Origin of the sequence: Hymenobacter negativus (genome assembly GCF_017571495.1) — a bacterium.
GTDB classification, from domain to species: Bacteria; Bacteroidota; Bacteroidia; order Cytophagales; family Hymenobacteraceae; genus Hymenobacter; species Hymenobacter negativus.
Genome location: NZ_JAGETZ010000012.1, coordinates 46,140 through 64,777 on the forward strand (window position 1 = coordinate 46,140; position 18,638 = coordinate 64,777).

General features: G+C 57.9%; 16 protein-coding genes. 8 read left to right on the plus strand and 8 right to left on the minus strand.

The window, feature by feature from the left end; genetic code table 11:
• The first annotated feature begins 290 nt into the window (after positions 1-290).
• Positions 291-2,588, plus strand: coding sequence for a tetratricopeptide repeat protein (locus J4E00_RS21175; protein WP_208177278.1), 2,298 nt, complete (start codon positions 291-293; stop codon positions 2,586-2,588).
• A 42-nt stretch (positions 2,589-2,630) separates the two neighbouring features.
• Here J4E00_RS21175 and J4E00_RS21180 read toward each other — a convergent pair whose 3' ends face one another.
• The 4 genes from J4E00_RS21180 to J4E00_RS21195 all read right to left on the minus strand — a co-directional run bounded on the left by J4E00_RS21180 (position 2,631) and on the right by J4E00_RS21195 (position 8,087).
• Entirely contained in the window at positions 2,631-5,165 is a 2,535-nt protein-coding gene (locus J4E00_RS21180) for a sigma 54-interacting transcriptional regulator (protein ID WP_208177279.1), read from the minus strand.
• A 108-nt stretch (positions 5,166-5,273) separates the two neighbouring features.
• Entirely contained in the window at positions 5,274-6,014 is a 741-nt protein-coding gene (locus J4E00_RS21185; protein ID WP_208177280.1) for an SDR family oxidoreductase, read from the minus strand.
• Positions 6,015-6,251: 237 nt separating this feature from the next.
• Positions 6,252-7,151 (minus strand): helix-turn-helix domain-containing protein, encoded by a 900-nt coding sequence (locus tag J4E00_RS21190; RefSeq protein WP_208177281.1) that lies wholly within the window; start codon positions 7,149-7,151, stop codon positions 6,252-6,254.
• A gap of 114 nt (positions 7,152-7,265) precedes the next feature.
• On the minus strand, positions 7,266-8,087 hold the full coding sequence (locus J4E00_RS21195; RefSeq protein WP_208177282.1) for an SDR family NAD(P)-dependent oxidoreductase: 822 nt from the start codon (positions 8,085-8,087) through the stop codon (positions 7,266-7,268).
• A gap of 442 nt (positions 8,088-8,529) precedes the next feature.
• Here J4E00_RS21195 and J4E00_RS21200 point away from each other — a divergent pair, with 442 nt between their 5' ends.
• The 7 genes from J4E00_RS21200 to J4E00_RS21230 all read left to right on the plus strand — a co-directional run bounded on the left by J4E00_RS21200 (position 8,530) and on the right by J4E00_RS21230 (position 14,042).
• Positions 8,530-8,697 carry a hypothetical protein gene (locus J4E00_RS21200; protein WP_208177283.1) on the plus strand — a complete coding sequence of 56 codons (168 nt, stop codon included), beginning with the start codon at positions 8,530-8,532 and terminating at the stop codon, positions 8,695-8,697.
• Positions 8,694-9,698, plus strand: a complete 1,005-nt coding sequence (locus J4E00_RS21205; protein ID WP_208177284.1) for an alpha/beta hydrolase — start codon at positions 8,694-8,696, stop codon at positions 9,696-9,698. The genes J4E00_RS21200 and J4E00_RS21205 overlap by 4 nt, the downstream gene beginning before the upstream one ends.
• 255 nt (positions 9,699-9,953) lie before the next feature.
• Complete coding sequence (locus J4E00_RS21210; RefSeq protein WP_208177285.1) at positions 9,954-10,544, plus strand: DUF417 family protein; 591 nt, start codon at positions 9,954-9,956, stop codon at positions 10,542-10,544.
• Positions 10,545-10,649: 105 nt separating this feature from the next.
• Positions 10,650-10,790 (plus strand): hypothetical protein, encoded by a 141-nt coding sequence (locus tag J4E00_RS21215; RefSeq protein ID WP_208177286.1) that lies wholly within the window; start codon positions 10,650-10,652, stop codon positions 10,788-10,790.
• 440 nt (positions 10,791-11,230) lie between these two features.
• Positions 11,231-11,908, plus strand: a complete 678-nt coding sequence (locus tag J4E00_RS21220; RefSeq protein ID WP_208177287.1) for an RNA polymerase sigma factor — start codon at positions 11,231-11,233, stop codon at positions 11,906-11,908.
• Between the two features lie 369 nt (positions 11,909-12,277).
• Positions 12,278-13,099 (plus strand): SDR family oxidoreductase, encoded by an 822-nt coding sequence (locus J4E00_RS21225; RefSeq protein WP_208177288.1) that lies wholly within the window; start codon positions 12,278-12,280, stop codon positions 13,097-13,099.
• A gap of 55 nt (positions 13,100-13,154) precedes the next feature.
• Positions 13,155-14,042, plus strand: a complete 888-nt coding sequence (locus J4E00_RS21230; protein ID WP_208177289.1) for a helix-turn-helix domain-containing protein — start codon at positions 13,155-13,157, stop codon at positions 14,040-14,042.
• A gap of 446 nt (positions 14,043-14,488) precedes the next feature.
• On the opposite strand, the gene J4E00_RS21235 is transcribed toward J4E00_RS21230, so the two are convergent.
• The 4 genes from J4E00_RS21235 to J4E00_RS21250 are packed head-to-tail and all read right to left on the minus strand — an operon-like array spanning position 14,489 to position 18,324.
• Positions 14,489-15,289, minus strand: a complete 801-nt coding sequence (locus tag J4E00_RS21235; protein WP_208177290.1) for a DNA-binding domain-containing protein — start codon at positions 15,287-15,289, stop codon at positions 14,489-14,491.
• A 6-nt stretch (positions 15,290-15,295) separates the two neighbouring features.
• The gene (locus J4E00_RS21240; protein WP_208177291.1) at positions 15,296-16,207 is read right to left on the minus strand and encodes a DUF692 domain-containing protein; all 912 of its coding nucleotides are present in this window, start codon (positions 16,205-16,207) and stop codon (positions 15,296-15,298) included.
• Complete coding sequence (locus J4E00_RS21245) at positions 16,197-16,784, minus strand: hypothetical protein (protein WP_208177292.1); 588 nt, start codon at positions 16,782-16,784, stop codon at positions 16,197-16,199. The genes J4E00_RS21240 and J4E00_RS21245 overlap by 11 nt, the downstream gene beginning before the upstream one ends.
• A 34-nt stretch (positions 16,785-16,818) precedes the next feature.
• The gene (locus J4E00_RS21250) at positions 16,819-18,324 is read right to left on the minus strand and encodes a ferritin-like domain-containing protein (protein WP_208177293.1); all 1,506 of its coding nucleotides are present in this window, start codon (positions 18,322-18,324) and stop codon (positions 16,819-16,821) included.
• Between the last annotated feature and the right edge of the window lie 314 nt (positions 18,325-18,638).

An 18,638-nucleotide genomic window follows, 5' to 3' on the forward strand; every position in this document is an offset into this window, starting at 1 on the left:
GGAGACCTGCGGCCGGGGGCAAAGGAAGTCGCAGCAATGGGCGGGCGTTGTAGCCGCCGCTGCCTTCAGAATATCGGCCTGTTTTATGGCCGCAACCAGTAGATTACTAGGTAATTATGTCGCCTGAATTCTTTTCGGTTCTGTAATCCCCAGGCAACGGCCCTGGCGCTGGATTAAAGGCTGCATGATACTTGCTGCTTTTGCCACTACTGTGCGCCGGCAGTGCCGCCCGCTCAAACAAGCAGCGGCCGACGTAGTCCGATGCTTTTAGCAGCAGTCTTTTTTCGCTTATGATAAAATCATTTCTCCTACTGCTTCTCGCCTGTAGCATCGGGGCTTCCAGTTGGGCCGAAGCGCTGCACCCCGCGCCCAGCAAAGCCGTTGTTGATTCCCTGAAGACAAAGCTGCGGCACAGTGCTCCCAACTCCACCGAGCGCCTGGAGGTGCTGCTCGATTTAAGCAGTGCCCTCATCGCCAGGAACGAGCAGTTGGATACGGAGTTAGACAGTGCCTACTACTACAGCAAGCAAGCCGAGGCGTTGAGTACGGCCTTACAGGTTGCCAGCGGAAAAATCCGCAGCTTACAGGCCCTCGGCCGGCTAGGTATTATCAGCAAGCAGGAAAAGGACGCCCGCTCCCTGCTTCAGGAGTCCATCCGGTTGAGCAGGCAGTTGGGTGACAAGCAGCTGGAAGCGCAGGGCTTGAATTATCTGGGCAATACGTACAGCCCCATCGCCGCCAACCTACCCCTTATTATCACCTATTTTCAGCAGGCCCGCACCTTGTATCAGCAGTTAGGCGACAAGCTAGAGGAAGCCTACCTGCTGGAAAGCATCGCCGGGCAACACATCTTACAAGGCAGCCCGGCCCAGGCCATCCCTGAGCTGGCGCAGGCAATAGCGCTCTACCGTTCAGTTGGTTATAAGCGCCTGCATTACTGCTACGACTTGCTGCTGTATGCCCACCGGCAGGCCGGGGATTACCGTGCAGCCTTGCAATACGGTCTGGCAGCGCTTGAGAGTGCCAAAGCCACCCGCGACACGGCCGATATTACCCTGTTTTACAGCCGGGTATCGGGCATTTACAAAGAGCTGAACCAGCTCGATAAGGCGCTTCTCTACAATCAGAAGGCCTTTACCAGCGCCATGCAGCCCGGCCGCGAAGCCTACATAATGCCCATTGCCGGGCATATTTCTGAGATTCTGCTCTTGCAGCACAAGCCCCAGCCGTCGTTGGATATATTGCTGCGCGTGGTGAATAACAAGGCCTACCGCAGTAAGGTAACCGACCAAGGGCAGTTGCTGTATTATCTGGCCCGCTCCTACACGGCGCTCCATTTATATGCCGAGGCGGAAAGATGCTACACCGACATGCTGCGGGCGCTAAAGCCCAGTGTAAAAGAGGTTGACCGGCTACTGGTGTACTACAACGTGGGCGCGTTTTACTGGCTTACCAAAAAGTACCCCGAAGCCCGCGACTACTTAACCAAGTCGCTCGACCTAGCCACCAAAGTGGGGACGCTGCCACAAGTGGCTAACATTCACCTGCTGCTTTTTAAAGTGGATTCGGTTCAGGCAAACTTCCCGGCCGCCATTGCGCATTACCAGCAGTACAAAGCCCTGAATGACTCGGTGTTCAGCACCACGAAGAGCAAGCAGATTGCCAGCCTGCAGATACAGTACGACACCAAAAAGAAGGAGCAGAACATCGCGCTGCTCACCAAGCAAACCCAGGTGCAGCAGGCCGGCCTGCGCCAGCGCGAGTGGCAGCGCAATGCCACGCTGGGCGGGGCTGTACTGCTGCTACTGCTGCTGGGCGTGAGCTATAACCGCTCCCGACTCAAAAGGCGTAGCACCCAGCTATTGGAGCAAAAGCAGCAGGAAATCAACCAGAAAAACCAATCGCTGGAGCAAGTACTGGGCGATAAGAACGACTTGCTGGCTGAAAAAGAAGGTTTGCTGGTCGAGAAGGAGTGGATGTTGAAGGAAATTCATCACCGGGTGAAGAACAACCTGCAAATTGTGAGCGAGTTGCTGGATTCACAGCTCGACCGACTGCAGGAGCCCCAGATGCAGGCTATCATCCGCGAAAGCCAGAACCGGGTGCAGGCCATGGCCCTGGTTCACCAGAAGCTCTACCAGGCGCAAAACCTGGCGCGGGTAGACATGCAGGAATTCATCCGCGAGCTAGTGGAGCACCTGCTGACATCGTTTCACCACGCATCGGTACAGGAGCACCTTGACATTGCGCCCGTGGAGTTGGACGTAGCCCTGGCCACGCCGCTGGGCCTGATTATCAACGAAGCCGTGACCAACTCCCTCAAGTACGCCTTTCCGGACTCCCGGCTCGGTACTATTAGCATCCGCCTGACGCAGCTGCCCGACCAGCGCTACCAGCTAATGCTGGCCGACGACGGCATTGGACTGCCGGCGGGGTTCAACCTAGCTGCCAGCCGCAGTATGGGCCTGACCCTGATTATGGGCCTGAGCGAGCAGCTGGAAGCTGACCTGACCTTCCCCCAAACGCAGGGCGTGTGCATCTGCTTAGAATTTGAGGGGACCCGAAAAGTTCCCCACGCCGAGGCTTAGAGGAGGCAAACCAGGATAAAATGGCCATGCCCATCTGAAAGGCTAGCTATTCGGCCCGATTCTCAGCTTTTTCATGCGCGCTTCCAGCGTCGTGGGCTTAATGTCAAGCAGCTCAGCTGCGCCGCCTGCGCCCCGGATGCGGTAGTGCGTTTGGGCCAGGGCGGCCAGGATGGTTTCGCGCATGGCCTCGTCAAGGGGCTGGGCGAGGCGGGCGGCGGGCGCCTGGGCCGCTGGTGCGGGCGGTGCTGGATGCATCTGCAGCGGCTCGGCCAGTTCCACGGTGGCGGTGCGCGAGAGGATGGCGGCCCGCTCTAATACGTGCTCCATCTCCCGGATATTACCGGGCCAGGGGTACTGGCGCAGCTGGTGCAACGTGCTTTGAGACAGGCCGGTAAGCGGCTTGCCCATCTTTTTGCCGATTTTTTGCAGGAAGTGCATAGCCAGTGGCAGAATGTCGTCCTGGCGCTCGCGCAGCGGCGGTACTAGGACAGGGAAGACGTTGAGCCGGTAATACAAATCAGAGCGGAAGCGGCCAGCTGCCACTTCCTGCAACAGGTTGCGGTTGGTAGCCGCAATCACGCGCACGTCGACGTTGATAATGCCCTTGCCGCCCAGCCGCTCAATTTCGCCCTCCTGCAACACGCGCAGCAGCTTGGCCTGTAATTCCAGCGGCAGCTCGCCGATTTCATCCAGGAAAATGGTGCTTTTGTGGGCCAGCTCAAACTTGCCGATGCGCTGTTCGGTAGCGCCGGTGTAACTGCCCCGTTCGTGCCCAAACAGTTCGGATTCAATAAGCTGAGCCGGCAGCGCGGCACAATTCACCTTAATCATCGTGCGGTCTTTGCGCTTCGATACGTTGTGCACGGCGCGGGCAATCAACTCTTTGCCGGTGCCAGTCTCGCCCAGCACCAGTACGGTGTAGTCGGTAGGCGCTACTTGACCGATGCTGTTGAAAATGTTGAGCATTGCCGGGCTGGTGCCGACAATTTCCCCGAAGGTTTGACTGATTTTAATTTCCTCCACCAGGTACCTGTTTTCCCGCTCCAACTGCTCACTCAGTAGCTGGATGCGCTCGAAGGCCAGCAGGTTTTCCAGGCCCAGCGCCACCTGCTCACCCAGGCTTTGCATGGTGCGCATGTCGTGAGCAGTAAAGGCAAAAGCCGTCTTACTAGCCACCAGCAATGACGCTACACTATTATTTTTAAGGGTAATGGGCACACAGATGAGCGATTTAGTAGCCAGCACATTAGCCGAGAACTGGATGGCCGCGTTGCGCGCCTGCATCTGTTCGTACTCTTCGCCCACGAACAGGCCCAGGCTACTGAGCTCTGCTGGCAGCGTAGCCCAAGCCTGCTGCCAGGTCGCACTTTCAACCACTTCGGCGGGCGGTACAATCCGCTCAGTTGGCGGCGTTTCAAAAAGGCCCGTCTGCCACTCCACCGTTGCGGTAGACATGATGAGCTCTGGTGCCTGGTCGGGCCAATAAATGCAGAGCACGTCAATCGGCAGCAACTCGTGGATGGCGGCGGCCACCTGGCGGGTGGTTTCGGCCAGGTCCTTGCCATTTTGGAAGGCCCGTACTACGCCCAGTTCGGTGGCTTTCAGCTGGCGGCGGGCCTCGATTTCCTCGCTGGCGAGCAGGTTGTCGACGGCCAAGGCCACTTGTGGAATGAGCAGCTCGACGGCCGCGTAGTCTTTCGGTGTGAAGCCATTGGGCTCAGTGCAAGCCAGTTGAATGGTGGTGGAGGAGTTCCGCTGCTTCAGCGCCACTGGAAACAGGGCCAGTGCTTGCATCCCAAAGTCGCTGCGGCTGCTACGGGCCGGCGTGTAGCGCGCACACAGCGCTTCGAAGGCCGCCCCAGTGAAAAGGCCCGCCTCTTCGGGTGGCGCGCCGGCCAGCGAATCCGCTAGCTTGCGCTGAAATTCCTGAATGGCTTCGCGGCGCACCTGCACGGGTATTTGCACTGGTTCAAAATCACCGCCAGCCGTTTGTTGTAGTGTCACCCAGTAAAATGCTGCCTCCTCCGGCAGTGCCAGGCGCAGGCTAAACATACTGAACGGTACCACTTTATTAAGTTGAACGGCAATGGCCTGGCACAGCTCGTCGCGGTCGTGCAGCGTGACAATAGCGTTGTTGACGGCCATCTGAATGCTCTGCTGCTGCCGCAGCTTGGCCTCGGCGCTGTGGGCATGGCGGTAGCGCGCTATTTCGAGCGTGCTCAGCACATCCCGTTCGCGGAATGGCTTATTCAGAAAGCCATACGGCTCGGTCACTTTCGCTTCTTCCAGCACGCTATCGGTCAGGTTGGCCGATAAAAACACAAAGGGGATATCCTGCTCTTTTAACCAGTGGGCAAGGTCGATACCCGTTTCTTCGCCTTTGAGAAAGATATCCAGCAGCACAATATCCGGCCGCTGTTCTGCTACCAGCGTCTGCGCCTTGGCCACCGATACGGCGATGCCCGTCACCTGATACCCTTCTTTTTCTAGAATACGACGTAATCCGTTGGCAATAACAAACTCATCTTCAACGATAAGCAGCGAGGGTAAGGCTGAAAGTGCGGACGTGGGGAGCATAGAAATGGTTGCAGAAAATGGGTAGCCGGCTAAGCAGGCGAAAGAAATAAGACCGTCATGCTTCGGCTTCGCTTAGCATAACGGTCTTAAAATAATAGCTTTTCGGGCTTACCAGGGCAGCTCTTTGCCCAGGTGCATGAAGTGCCCGCTGGGACCATCGGCTCCGAGCAGGGCCAACTCCACGCTGGTGCGGCTGCCTTCGGGCACGGTGAGTTGGGCGATGTCGCCGCCGCCGATTTCGGTTTTCACCCAGCCGGGATGAGCCGAGTTTACCTTAATGCTGGTATCGGCCAGCTCGTGGGCCAGCAGCACCGTGAACATGTTCAGGGCTACTTTGGAGGCGCAATACGACAGCACCTGAAAAGGCCCCAATGGATTGCCGGGCAGCGCATGCTCGGTAAGCGAACCCAGGTTGCTCGACAGGTTCACGATGCGGCCGGCCGGGCTTTGGCGCAGCAGCGGCAGTACCTCGCGGGTGAGGGCCACCACCGAAAACAGGTTGGTATCGAAGATTTCCTGGAACTCCTCGGGCGTGGTTTCGCTGGTACGGGGCACGAATAAGGTTTCTTTCGGCACCATGCCGGCGTTGTTGATAAGGATGTCGAGCCGTCCGAGCTTGTCAGCCAGAAACTGGGCGGCGGCGGTGCGCTCGTTGGGTTTCGTCACGTCAAGCTGAATGCCGTGCGCGTCGATGCCCACCGCCTTGAGTTGGGCAGCGGCTTCCTGCGCCGCCGCCAGCCGGCGGGCCGCCAGCACTACGGTGATGCCGTGCTCGCCGAGTTGCCTGGCAGTTTCAAATCCGATACCCCGATTGGCCCCGGTGATGAGGGCGACTTGTTGCGTTTGCATGATGCTTGAAAAGATGAGCGCGGACAGTAATTGCCGCCTGCCCAAATTCCAAATCATGTACCAACGGCGAACATAGCTAAGCCCGACTGGATAAAAACCGCCGCCAGATGCTCCAAGGAAGGCTTTATGCTCAATAAATGACATTGGCGGGAGCAACGGCAACGGTCTGCCTCCAAAGCCGCCGGCTGAACGTATTGGATATTCTCCAACATAATGGAGCCGCTCCAATCCGAGAATTCAGTTCAGAAACTGCGCCCGGTACTCGTGAGGCGTTAGGCCCACTTCTTTCTTGAAGAGGCGGGAGAAGTAGGGTGGGTTTTCGAAACCGAGTTGATAAGCAGTCTGGGCAATGGTGTTATCGGTGCTGATGAGCAGGTTTTTGGCCTCGCTCAGCAGAAACCGGTGGATGTGGTCGAGGGCCGTTTTGCCAGTTTCCTGCTTCAGTAAATCGGTGAGGTAACGTGGCGAGGTGTGCAGCTTATCGGCCAGGTATTTCACAGTGGGCAGGCCTTCCTGCTGCAGTAGGCCGCGCTCGAAATAGGCCGTCAGCAGCTCCGTAAACCGCGAGGTCGTGGTGCCCGATAGCACACTGCGGTTGAGGAACTGGCGCTTGTAGAAGCGCTGCGAATATTTCAGAATGGAGGCCAGGTGCGTCAGGATAATATCGCGGCTGTACTCGTCCGGGTTGTTGCCGTACTCGGAGCCCATCTGGTGGTATAGCTCCCACAGAATCTGTTCTTCGCGCGGGGCCAGGTGCAGCGCTTCGTTCACTTCGTAGTCGAAGAAGCCATACTTTTTTATCTCGGCGTGCAGTGGGTGCCCCAAGAGATAATCTTCGTGAACGATGATGACGAAGGCCATTTCAATTAGCTGCAGGTTCGTGACTTGCATCACTTGCCGGGGCTGCACAAACGACAGGGCACCCGCTTCGTGGTCATAGCTGGTTTTGCCGTAGAGAAACCGGCCGCCCGCCTTCATTTTGCGAAAGCTAATCAGGTAAAAATCCGAGGTCAGCGGCGCATCGCCGAACGAGCAATGCAGCAGCTGCTGGCACGTAAGTAAACTCAGCAACGGATGCGCGGGCGGCGGGTAGCCACAGGCGCGGTGAAATTCGCTGATGTTCTGGAAATGTCTCATAGTCAGGGCTCGTAACAAGCGGTTGGATGCCGAATTAAAGATAGTTGAAACAACCCCTGTACCACTTCCGGGCAGGGGCTGTTGGCCCGCAGGCCTTGCGCAGCCAAGGCCAGCCTAGCCGTGGGCCTGCTCGGCCATGGGCTGCCAAGCTGCCCACTCCGCGAGGCGCTCGCGGTACACTTGCTGCGCCCAGGGGTAGGCAGCCCGTCCCATGAACAGACGCAACGGCGGGTCCTGCAAATCAATCAGCTGCAAGATGGCGGGCACCGTGGCCAGCGGCTCGCCAAAGTTGTCGGGCAGGAAAGCGGGCAAGGCGTAGAGCGACGCTTTCACTTGGTCGTAGGCGGCAATAGCTGTGCTGTGCACTGCCGAAGTGCCGCCGAAGTCTGTCTTGAATACGTTGGGCTCGACCACCGTGACGTGAATGCCGAAGCCCTTCACTTCCTGGTATAGCGCTTCGCTCAGGCCTTCCACGGCAAACTTGGTGGCGCTGTAGATGCCCGAAGCCGGTGCGCTGGTAATGCCCAGAATGCTGGATAGCTGAATAATATGCCCGTGACTCTGCGCCCGGAAAATGGGCAGCGCCGCCTGCGTTACCCAGAGTGTACCGAGCAAATTAGCGTCAATAATATCGCGGGCTTCCTGCTCGCTGATTTCTTCCACGGCCCCGAATACGCCGTAGCCCGCGTTGTTAATCACCACGTCGAGAGTGCCGAAGTGAGCTTTTGCCTGCTGCACCGCCGCCAGGCTCTGGGCGCGGTCAGTGATGTCGAGGGCCAGCGGCAGGAAGGCCGTGCCGTAGGTGTCAGCCAGGTCTTGCAGGCCGGCTACGTTGCGGGAGGTGGCCACCACGTTGTCGCCGCGTTTTAAAAAAGCTTCGGCCCAAATTTTCCCGAATCCACGGGAAGCGCCGGTGATGAAGATTGTCTTTGCCATCGCTGTATTAGTGGTTGAGTGATGACACAAAATTCCGGCCCCGACCAGGCGCTGGTCTGATACAGAAAGAGGAAGTTGTGATACAGAATGACGGTGGGGGCACGGCTGATAGCCGGATGCCATCGGAGCGGAACGCAAGTCTCCATTCGGTTGGAGAATATCCAATCAATTCGGTTCGGTCCATTGGAGCTAGGTAGGCGACGACGTGCTTCCTGAGTTCACTTTTTAGACTTAAAAACCTTATTCCAGTTCATTAAGGCACTTTTTGCCGCTGGCAAAACGGGGGGTGCCTGCCAATGGCACAGGCTTTGGAAACGGAACCAGCAGGAACAGCGAAACCGAAGCACCGCCTTGCCGGGCCGTATTTCCGCGCTTCGTATCGTGAGCCGGGTAGCGCAGGCGGGCAGTTTTATCCGGTCTAGTCACTCAACACTTCCCTGCTATGAAATCACTCGTGCTTTCTGCCGGCCTAGCGGTGCCGGGCGCCGGTCTCTGCATGCTTGCCCAAGCTACTAATGCCAGAATTAACGCTCTGGCAGATAGCTCATTTATCACTCCTCACAATTGTTTAATAACACTTTTTTTCACCATTCAAACATACAAACCATGAGTACCATCACCGAAAACAACACCGCAGTGGCTCCGGCCCCGTTTTTCGCCACCGACCCGCACCTCGACCCGCAGGTCATTACCTTCCTCAAAGGCCTGAACAACGGCAGCCCTGGCCTCGAAACACTATCGCCTCGGGCGGCCCGCCAAGTGCTGGTGGGCGCGCAGGCTTCGGTGCCAGTTGACATTTCGGGCATCGAGGTTTCGCAGCGCACCATTGAGCAGAACGGCTACAAAGTACCGCTGCACATTGTGCGCCCCACCGGCACGGCCGATACCATTTTGCCGGTGTTTATCTTCATCCACGGTGGCGGCTGGGTGCTGGGCGACTTTCCCACCCACCAGCGCATGGTGCGCGATTTGGTGGCGCTCTCGGGCTACGCGGCCGTGTTTGTGAACTACACGCCCACGCCGGACGCGCATTTTCCGCAGGCCATCGACGAAATCTACGCTGCCACGAAATGGGTGGCCGAGAACGGGTCTGAAATCAACGTGGACGGCACCAACCTGGCCGTGGTGGGCAACAGCGTGGGCGGCAACATGACAGCCGTAACCTGCCTGCAAGCCAAAGCCAAAGGTGGCCCGCACATCAAAGCGCAAATTCTGATGTGGCCCATCGTGGATGCCGATTTTGAAACCGAGTCGTATCGGTTGTTTGGGCAGGACCGGTTCCTGACCACACCCCTCATGAAGTGGATGTACGACATGTACATCGCCGACCCCGCCCAGCGCACGCAGCCCTACGCTTCGCCGCTGCACGCCACCATTGAGGAACTACGCGACTTGCCGCCGGCCCTCATTCAAGTAGCTGAAAATGACGTGCTGCGCGACGAGGGTGAGGCCTACGGCCGCAAGCTCAGCGAAGCTGGCGTGCCCGCCACCACCATCCGCTACAACGGCATGATTCACGATTTCGGCCTGCTCAACGGCCTGGCCAAGGTGCCGGCCGTGCGGTCCCTGTTCGTGCACGCAGCAGCCGAATTGAAGAAGTATCTGGGCTAATCGGCCGCAATACTGACCGGTGGGCCCAATAGCTGGTAGCTGGTGTCCCGCCGGTTTTTACGCGCCAAGCAGTGAGCCAAGCGGCCGGCATCGTGAATAAAAACAACGCAACCGCCTATGTCGAGCAGCGCTATGCCTTGCCCGCCCTCCCAAATTCCCCGCTAGAGCTGGGGGCGCCTTTGCTTGCGCAGGCTCTGGGTTGATGCGTTATCGATTGCAATTAATTCTCTAAAATAATTTGTAATTCAAATACTTATGCTTGTTCCATTCTTTCGTCTGGCCGCTTCCCTGCAACGGGTTGGGGTGCACCTAACCCGGCTGGCCCTCATCGTGGTGCTGCTCTGGATTGGGGGCCTAAAAGTCTGCCGCTATGAGGCGGCCGGCATCGTGCCCTTCGTGGCCAATAGCCCGCTGATGAGCTTTTTTTACCGCTACCCGGCCCCCGATTACCAGCAGCACCTCAATAAGGAAGGCGAGTACAAGCCCGCCAACGTGGCTTGGCACCAGGCCAACCACACGTACACCTTTGCTTATGGCCTCGGCAGCGCTATTGTGCTGATTGGCCTGTTGATAGCCCTGTATCCGCTGGCTCCCGGTGTTTCGGCCGTGGGCAGCTTTTTATGCTTCGGTATGTCGCTGGTAACGCTCTCCTTTCTGGTGACCACCCCCGAGGCCTGGGTGCCCAGTCTGGGCGATGCCCAGCACGGCTTCCCCTATCTGAGTGGGGCGGGCCGCTTGGTTGTTAAGGACTTCATCATGGCCGGTGCCGGCCTGGTGACAATGGCGCAGGCCGCCAGTCGCTACCTGGCCACCCAAGCCCCGCCCAGCGCCAGTGCTGACGCATAGCCAGGGGCTCTCTGTGAGCGCATTGCTGCGTTCAAGAAGGTAGCCGTTACCGCCTACCAAGCCAGCCTGAATGAAAGAGCCGTGCTGCCTAATAACCAGCAGCTGATGGATTCGCAGACACGCTTTTTCCAGTCGCTGGCAACGGCTCCCGTGCAAACCCGCGTCAAGAACCTGCTCGGCAAAGGCCTGCACCAACCCGGCGACGTGAAACTGAATTTGGGAAAATACCTCTGGTATCTAGGCTAGCCTCGGTGGACTGTTTCTGCAAGGGCCAGCCACTGTATCGGGAAGCCCCGCGCCGGTTGCCAGCAATAGCTGCGGCCAGTGCGGGGCTCTTTCGTGGCGGTGGCAGCTGTAGCCCAGAAGCGGCCATACTACCAGCAGTAGAACAGCTTAGGGCACCTGCCTGGCTGCCGCACAGCCCTCCAAATAAGGCGAACTATCCCCACTATTTTGGAGACGTCCAAAATCGATTACCAAAAGCAAGCGAAACCCGTTAGGCAATTTCGACCCATAAAATGCCTTTCCCGGTCTTTGGAGGGCTTTTTGTTGCCGCAGCTTACGAAAAGTGGCCACTGTGGTATGACGATTGATTCACCACCTACTGCCGCCGCTAGCCTTGCTATGCCAGCGCCTCGCGCTCCCTCGGCACTGGTCAGTCAATTCAACTATTCGTCCTTCACATCATGGCTCACTTCGACCCTTCTTTGTCGGTTACGGCTGATTTATCTTGGCCTATGGTCAATGGCTACCCGCTGACGGCCAACAAAACGTACTCGGCCAAAGCCTTGCGAGACTTTGAGTTGATTCGACGCATCATTGGCTGCCAGGATGAAAAAGCCTACCAGGAAATCTGGGATTCCTATCAGAAGCCCATCCGGCGCCTGGTACAAAGATTCGTAAGCCAGACGGATGCCGCCCAAGACCTTACGCTGGAGATTTTTGTGCGGGCGTTCAAGTACCTGCCTCGTTTCAAACCAACCTTCGCCTTCAGTACTTGGCTATTTCGGGTGGCCACCAACTGCTGTCTTGCCTTCTTGGAGCTGCGCCGCTTATCGACGGTTTCCCTCAACGCGCCGCAAGGCAGCAACGGTGATGAGACCTTCCAGCTGGATTATCCCGACCCAGCCCCGCTTCCTTCCGAAGTTGTGATTCAAGCGCAGCGCGCCGAACGGTTGCAGCAAGCCGTGAGAGCGCTGCCGCTGAAATACCACCAACTAGTACAGCTGCATTACTTTCATGAGTTGAGCTACGAAGAAATAGCGCAACAGCAGCAGGTTCCGGTCGGCACTATCAAGGCCCGGCTACACCGGGGCCGGCTGTTGCTTCAGCGGGCCATGCAAGGCGAAATGCACCGCATTTAATGAGTTTGTTCCACGGCGGTCAAATCAGCTTTCTGTTACAATGGCTTATCCAGTATGATGGTGGGTGCTGAACCCGCTTATTGAACTAGTGCAGTTGCCGAGCTACATGCAATTGCAGTTCGGGTCAAACTTTAGCCCTCTGCTCGGACTCAGCACTTTGAGCTTGCGGCTAACTTAATGAAACCATTATTTCATTCCCTTTCCATCGTTAGTGAGATTGGTCAAAAAAGTAAAAGAAGCGTGCCCTTGCCGCGACCGCTCGGCCCGGTAATGATATAAGCAATGGCCGAATATGTATAAGTGGGACGCTTGGGGCCGGTTTGACCTTTGTTTGGTCAACACACCCTTTTTTACACAAGCATCTTTCCCATGAGCAAAATACTTTTCATCACGGGCACGTCCAAAGGATTTGGGCGCATTTGGGCCGAAGCCGCCCTAGAGCAGGGCCACCAGGTCGTCGCCACCGCCCGCGATATCAACACCCTGACCGAGCTGACGAGCCGCTACGGCGCAGCCGTGTTGCCCTTGGCGCTGGACGTGACGAACCGGGAAGCCTGCACGGCGGCGGTCAACCAGGCCCACGCACACTTTGGGCGCCTCGACGTGCTGATTTCCAACGCCGGCTACGGCCAGTTTGGTTATATCGAGGAAATCAGCGAGGACGAAGCTCGGCAGCAACTAGAAACCAACGTCTTCGGCTCGCTCTGGTGCATCCAGGCTGTACTGCCTATCATGCGGGCGCAGCAGCAGGGGCACATCATCCAGGTATCGAGCATCGGCGGCATCCTTACGTTCCCGGGCCTGGGTATCTACCACGCCTCGAAATGGGCCATGGAGGGCCTTTGTGATAGCCTGAGCCAGGAGGTGACACCCTTTAACATCCACGTGACCCTGGTGGAGCCCGGGGGCTACTCGACCGACTGGGGCACGACTTCTGCCGCCCACAGCCAGCCCAATCCCGCCTACGCCCCCCAGCGCGAGGCCATGCAAAAGCAGTGGGCCAACAGCGCCGCCTACCTGGGCAAGCCGGAGGCCACGGCCGAAGCCATCCTGCAGCTACTGGTTGCCGAAACGCCTCCCTTGCGCCTGCTACTTGGAGCGATGCCCCTGCGCCTGATTGAGCCCGCGTACCAGCAGCGACTGACCACTTGGAAGGAATGGCAGCCGGTGGCGGAGAAAGCGCAAGGGTAAATCACGTACACATTGCCTACTAGTGGGCAGCCAGGAGGTAACTTTTACTCGTTTTATGTCCACCATCACGTCCATCGACTCCATCCACGCGCTGCACGCCCGCCTCGGCGACAAGCCCAGGCACCCGTTGCTGACGGTGCTCGACATGGCCCAACTGCCCCAACCGACGGCGGCCTACTCCGTGCGGCTGGGCTTGTACGGCATCGTCAGCAAGCAATTCGATGGGGTGCTGGGCTACGGCCGGGGTCAGTACGACTTCCAAGCGGGCACGCTGTTGTTCACGGCGCCCAACCAAGTGCTGACGACCAGCGCCGAGGGGCACATCAAAGAAGGCTGGGGCATATACTTTCACCCGGACCTGCTGCGGGGCACGGAGCTGGGTCGAAAAATTGAGCAGTACCGATTTTTCTACTACGACAGCCACGAGGCCCTACACGTTTCCGACGAAGAAAACCGAATACTGCGCCAGTGCGTCGACCACCTCCGGCGCGAGTGCGCGCTGCCCATCGACGCACACACCCAAGGGGTGCTAGTTAGTCAGCTGGAGCTACTGATGCAGTACTGCAACCGCTTCTACGCCCGGCAGTTCATCACCCGCGCGCCCACGAACTCGGACCTGCTGCAGTTTGAGCGGCTGCTCAAAAGCTACTTCACGGGCGACACCCTGGCCGAGCACGGCCTGCCCAGCGTTGCGTACCTGGCCGGCAAGTTGCGCGTATCGGCAGCCTACCTGACGGACGTGCTACACAAAACCACGGGCAAAACCACCCAGGAGTACATCCACTTGGAATTGGTGGAGCGGGCCAAGGCCTTACTCTGGGGCACCGACAAGCGCGTGAGCGAAATCGCCTACGCGCTGGGCTTTGCCTACCCATCGCACTTCACCAAGCTCTTCAAAACCAAAACCGGCCAGTCCCCGCGCGACTTCCGGCAGGGTCAGTAGCTGAGCCCTAGCGCCACCTTTTTTTCTTCCATTCAGCCGGCCATCGCTAGCCACCATGCTGTCCCCGTCCGTTTGCGTTATCACTGCAGCGTAAGTCGGCCTATATAGCTGCTCCGGGCTGATAATCAGCGTGCGGGTATACGCTTGAGTCGAGCGGCTTTTGCTCACCAAACGCAAGGCTTCGGCTCGGAAGGTGCGTTGTAACAATGCCGTTTGACGGGTTGGCAGCTGTCTTTGATGACATTCGAAAGATGAGGTCTTATTCTGCCCTGATTCACCCGTTTGCCTAGCCACCTTAGCTATACTGTGTAGCTACTCGAATAGCTGGATAAATCCTCAAAGATTCTCATAGCAGAACTCCCTAGACAGTGCACTCCTATTGCGGCTCGCTTTCCGAAGTGGGTGGCTGCTTTTTCCATCCTTTGCATAAATCTGCCGACCGAATACTAGCCTGCCTTCGGCCGGACCCGGAATAGGTTTGCTTCCACCCAGTTTTTTTTCCACACTGGCCACAGCTGGGTCACTGGGGCGCGCTGGCTGAAAGCAGCTTGGGCTGCGGGAACGGACATGCCCGTCGCCAGCAGCGTTAAAAACTCGTAAGGTACCGGCTGTATGTCGTACACTGTCAACTGGTACTCGTGCCGTAGCACCACGCACTGGCTAGTACCCGCGAAGGGTAGGGGCGGGCACTCGCCTTTTTTGAATTGGGTGTAAAACGTGTTGATTGGAAACTGAAACCGGAACAGGGTGCAGGTGGGCACCAGCGCCAGTTCGCTTTCGTCGTCTTCCAGGCCCGCTAGGTGGTAGTTTTCTTCGGCCTGCTGGTCAAAAAGCACGTTGAGGGCGTACTCAAATCCGGCCAGCTCAACAATGAAATCAATCCAGTCCTCCTTGTCTTCGCTCAACGCATCGGGCCGGTTGGATTGGAGGTAGGCCGGGAAAAGCCGGCCCAGTTCCGCCAGATTGTAATGACGGGAAGGGTAAGCTGTCAGGTAATCATCGGCAAAAACCCGAAAAAGCTCTTCCCCCAGCGCGTACTCCAACGCACTAAACTGCTGCGCCATGCAGCCGCGCAGCCGCGCCATGTAACTGCGCTGATAGATGGCCAGGTGCTCCTGCGCGGATAGCCGCGCCGAGTGGTTGAGCACTGCTTCCGCCGCCGTCGCTTGCTGCGGGTCGAGCAAGGCTTGCTGCATCCACTGCTGAAAGGCTGGCAACGGCAAAAAATCGCTTGCTTCCACCATCATACAAGGTCAGAGGCGCAGTTCCGGCACCATCACGTGCAAGGGAGTCGACAATTGCTCCGCGCTGGCCACCGGTGGTAGGTCGCCCGCCTGCTCAAAAGTTGCCGCCATGTACTGCTGGGCTTTCAACAGCTCGGCGTGGTACACGGGAAAATCGGGGATGTTGCCGTCCCATTCCAGTAGCACCGAAGAGCCTCCTGTGAGGGTGTACGCCAGTTTAAACAGCTGCCACACCGAGCTGTTCACCTCGCGGTCGTGCGTGTCGATGAGGTAGTTGCCGCAGTTCTGATGACCGGCTAGGTGCAGCTGCACAATCTTGTCGTGGGGCAGGGCTCGAATGTATGCTGCCGGGTCAAAGTCATTATTGAAGGCCGACACGTACACGTTGTTGACGTCCAGCAGCAAGTTGCAGCCGGTTTCCTGCGTCAGGCGCGTTAAAAACTCCCATTCCGGCATGGTGGAGTGCCGAAACGTGGCGTAAGTGCTCGGGTTTTCGATAACCAATGGCCGCTCCAGGTAGTCCTGTACCTGCCGGACGCGAATGCAGACGTGTCGCAGGGATTCCTCGTGCAGGGGTAACGGCAGCAAGTCGTGGGAATTGACACCCAGCATCCCCGTCCAGCACAGATGGTCGCTGACCCAGGCCGGCTTCACTTCGGCCGCCAAGGTTTTAAGGCTTTTGAGGTAGTCAAAATTTAAGGGGTCGGTGCTGCCAATGGACAGCGAGACGCCGTGCATGACCACCGGATAACGCTCGGCAATCTGCCGGAGCACCTGCCGGGGCCGCCCGTGCGAATCCATGAAGTTTTCCGAAATTACCTCGAACCAATCCACCGCGGGCTGTTCGGCCAAAATGTGGTTGAAATGCCGGCTGCGCAGGCCCAGCCCAAGCCCGAGGTTGGGAACTGACTCAGCCCTCATCGGAACGGCAGGTAGCTAGGGTGGCGGGCATGGCACGGGCGCTTTCCGCGGCCATTGCCTGCACCCGTTGCCGGGCGGCCAAGGCGCGGGCAGCTGGGTCGGCCGCGTAGGAGCACTGCCGGTCGCCGCTTTGCCCACAAGAGGAGTTATCGTGGGAAGCCGGCTGCCCCTTAAGCTGGTTGACGTAGGCATTGCTGGGTCCGTTGGGTCCGGCCGGTGGGGCTCCAACCGGCTGCCGTGCGGCTGCGCGTTGTTCCTCAAAGCGTTGGCGGGCCAGCTGCCAAACACTACGCCCGCGGTTGGGGCCCTGGGTAATGAAGCGGGAATCCAAAATGGGAGCTCCGCAACTACCTTGGTAGCGGCAGTCGTTTTGCGACGGGAAGCAGAACTCTTCCGTGGTGCCAAACAGGCCGCAGCCGCCCTGGCCCTTGCATTCGTTTAGGGTATGGCAGGCGTGATTGACTGTGGAGCAGTCGCCCATGCCGGCGCAATTATTCTTGCCGGAATATCCCTGGTTTTCACAGGAGTTGAGCCCCATGCAGACATGAAGCTCTAGGGCGGGTTGGATGTTTTCCATGAGCTGGATACGTTGGCGATATCGTTGGAATGGACTATGCCGGTACGGCCGGCACGTGCGCCACCACGCGGTGGTCGAGCCGGACGTCGGGCAGGGAGGGCCAGTAGGCCGAGTTTTCCGGCAGCGTCAGCCAGCCCCAGTTAGTGGGGTCGGCCAGGGCCAGTTGCTCAACCAGGGCCATAATCTGTTGCTTTGGTGATACGGGATTGGCCCTCGAAAAATTAAAGTACTCAAACGTCAGCGAGCCGGCGTAGGTCCGGTTTCCCCGGGCGTAGGTATAGTTCCGGATGCCGTTGCCGATGCCGCTCAACAGCCAAATCATCGACTTGTGTACCCCGTACAAAAACACCCGGAACTGCGTGTCCTCATCCGCCGAATAACAGGCCTCAATCATGAGCAAAATGTAGGTGAAGATGGCATTTCCAAGCTGCGCGCAGCACGCCAGGGCCGTATTGCCCGACGCTAGGTAATCAACCAGTTTGGGGTCGGCTGCCTGGTCATACACGAAATAGCTAAAAAAGTCATCGAGCCCGCCGATGTCCTCGAATTTTTGCTGGTAGTGTACCCCTAGGCTATAGGCTTCGAGAAATTTTGCAAAATGCGACAGCTCGGCATCGGGCGTGTCGTCGTAGTCGCCGGGTTTGAATTGAACCTCCCCGTTTTTCACCGGCAGGGGAATGGGCATGCCGTTGGGCCCAAAGCGCAGCTCGCTCTGGTTGTCCTTGATATTGCCCTCGCCTTGGTGCATGATTTCATTTATCGCCGCCAAGGCCGACGGGGCATCTACCACCCCGATTAGGTCGCCGCTGTCGCTGCTGCTGGCAAACTTGGGGGCGTGCTCCCGGTCGTAGTACACCGTGTTGATGGAGTTTTGCGAATAGTACGGCCGGTGGCGCGCCGCTGCTTTGGGGGCCGAAACCAGCTGCGGCCGGGCCGGGTAAGGGCCGGGGTAATTATCGGCGATGCACTGCTGAATGTCGAGGTAGAGCTGGCCGATGGTTTTATATTTTACGTCCGGGGCTTTTTCTGCCGCATCGGCCGAGTTCGTGAAAGGCCGTGGGCTTTCGATTTGCAGAAAGGTGGACAGCTGCGCCAAGCTCAGCCGGGCGGCGTTGATGGGAAATTCCGGTTCGTGACCATCGAGCATAGTGGGAAACACCAGGGCTTCGTTGATGCTCAATAGGTCCGGCGGCCCAACAATGGCTTGCTTCACATTGCAGGCCAGAGCCAAGTGCAGCATTTCCTCAATAACCACGCTCATGACGAGAGCCGCCGTTTTGTTGGCGTAAACCAGCACGTCCAGCTTAAGCTCTTGGGCTAGTGCGTCAACATCCGCACTGGTCACGCCCGGCCGAGTGGCCAACTGAGCCTGCAGCGTGGCATACAGGGCATCCTGGTCCTGCGCGCGGTTGATGGAATAGTACGTTGACAGGTAAGTGGGAATTGTCGCCAGCTCAAGGGCAATGGCTTGCTGCATCACGTCTTCGAAATTGGCCGGCGTCACTACCGGGGGAATGGTGATTAGCTTGTGCGGAATCATCGGCGTGGAAAGATTGTGAAAGGCACCTACCTGGACGGGTGGCATACTCCGTAAAGGAACTGGCCATCCGCTTTATCTTTTAGCGTAGAATTACCTGATTTTTCAAAGCCGGTAATTCTAGACAATGGGCTCACCGATGCATAAGGTGTCGATGAGTGACACGGTGAAGTATAGCACCAACAAGTAACGGCCGCTCACATTAATGAAGCAGTTGTTCTTTGGTGTGCGATGCTCGCATTTGTTGTGACAAGCAGTTTACGGCTGGCTACATTCTTGAACTTTGGGAAACGACCCATAAATTTTTTGGCCATTTT

What these genes read in the sequence shown, in the direction of transcription:
- J4E00_RS21210 (WP_208177285.1), top strand. Translation starts at nt 9,954, where the DNA reads ATGCTTGTTCCATTCTTTCGTCTGGCCGCTTCCCTGCAACGGGTTGGG.
- J4E00_RS21250 (WP_208177293.1), bottom strand. Translation starts at nt 18,324, where the DNA reads ATGATTCCGCACAAGCTAATCACCATTCCCCCGGTAGTGACGCCGGCC.
- J4E00_RS21245 (WP_208177292.1), bottom strand. Translation starts at nt 16,784, where the DNA reads ATGGAAAACATCCAACCCGCCCTAGAGCTTCATGTCTGCATGGGGCTC.
- J4E00_RS21240 (WP_208177291.1), bottom strand. Translation starts at nt 16,207, where the DNA reads ATGAGGGCTGAGTCAGTTCCCAACCTCGGGCTTGGGCTGGGCCTGCGC.
- J4E00_RS21230 (WP_208177289.1), top strand. Translation starts at nt 13,155, where the DNA reads ATGTCCACCATCACGTCCATCGACTCCATCCACGCGCTGCACGCCCGC.
- J4E00_RS21235 (WP_208177290.1), bottom strand. Translation starts at nt 15,289, where the DNA reads ATGATGGTGGAAGCAAGCGATTTTTTGCCGTTGCCAGCCTTTCAGCAG.
- J4E00_RS21195 (WP_208177282.1), bottom strand. Translation starts at nt 8,087, where the DNA reads ATGGCAAAGACAATCTTCATCACCGGCGCTTCCCGTGGATTCGGGAAA.
- J4E00_RS21220 (WP_208177287.1), top strand. Translation starts at nt 11,231, where the DNA reads ATGGCTCACTTCGACCCTTCTTTGTCGGTTACGGCTGATTTATCTTGG.
- J4E00_RS21175 (WP_208177278.1), top strand. Translation starts at nt 291, where the DNA reads ATGATAAAATCATTTCTCCTACTGCTTCTCGCCTGTAGCATCGGGGCT.
- J4E00_RS21180 (WP_208177279.1), bottom strand. Translation starts at nt 5,165, where the DNA reads ATGCTCCCCACGTCCGCACTTTCAGCCTTACCCTCGCTGCTTATCGTT.
- J4E00_RS21200 (WP_208177283.1), top strand. Translation starts at nt 8,530, where the DNA reads ATGAAATCACTCGTGCTTTCTGCCGGCCTAGCGGTGCCGGGCGCCGGT.
- J4E00_RS21205 (WP_208177284.1), top strand. Translation starts at nt 8,694, where the DNA reads ATGAGTACCATCACCGAAAACAACACCGCAGTGGCTCCGGCCCCGTTT.
- J4E00_RS21225 (WP_208177288.1), top strand. Translation starts at nt 12,278, where the DNA reads ATGAGCAAAATACTTTTCATCACGGGCACGTCCAAAGGATTTGGGCGC.
- J4E00_RS21185 (WP_208177280.1), bottom strand. Translation starts at nt 6,014, where the DNA reads ATGCAAACGCAACAAGTCGCCCTCATCACCGGGGCCAATCGGGGTATC.
- J4E00_RS21190 (WP_208177281.1), bottom strand. Translation starts at nt 7,151, where the DNA reads ATGAGACATTTCCAGAACATCAGCGAATTTCACCGCGCCTGTGGCTAC.
- J4E00_RS21215 (WP_208177286.1), top strand. Translation starts at nt 10,650, where the DNA reads ATGGATTCGCAGACACGCTTTTTCCAGTCGCTGGCAACGGCTCCCGTG.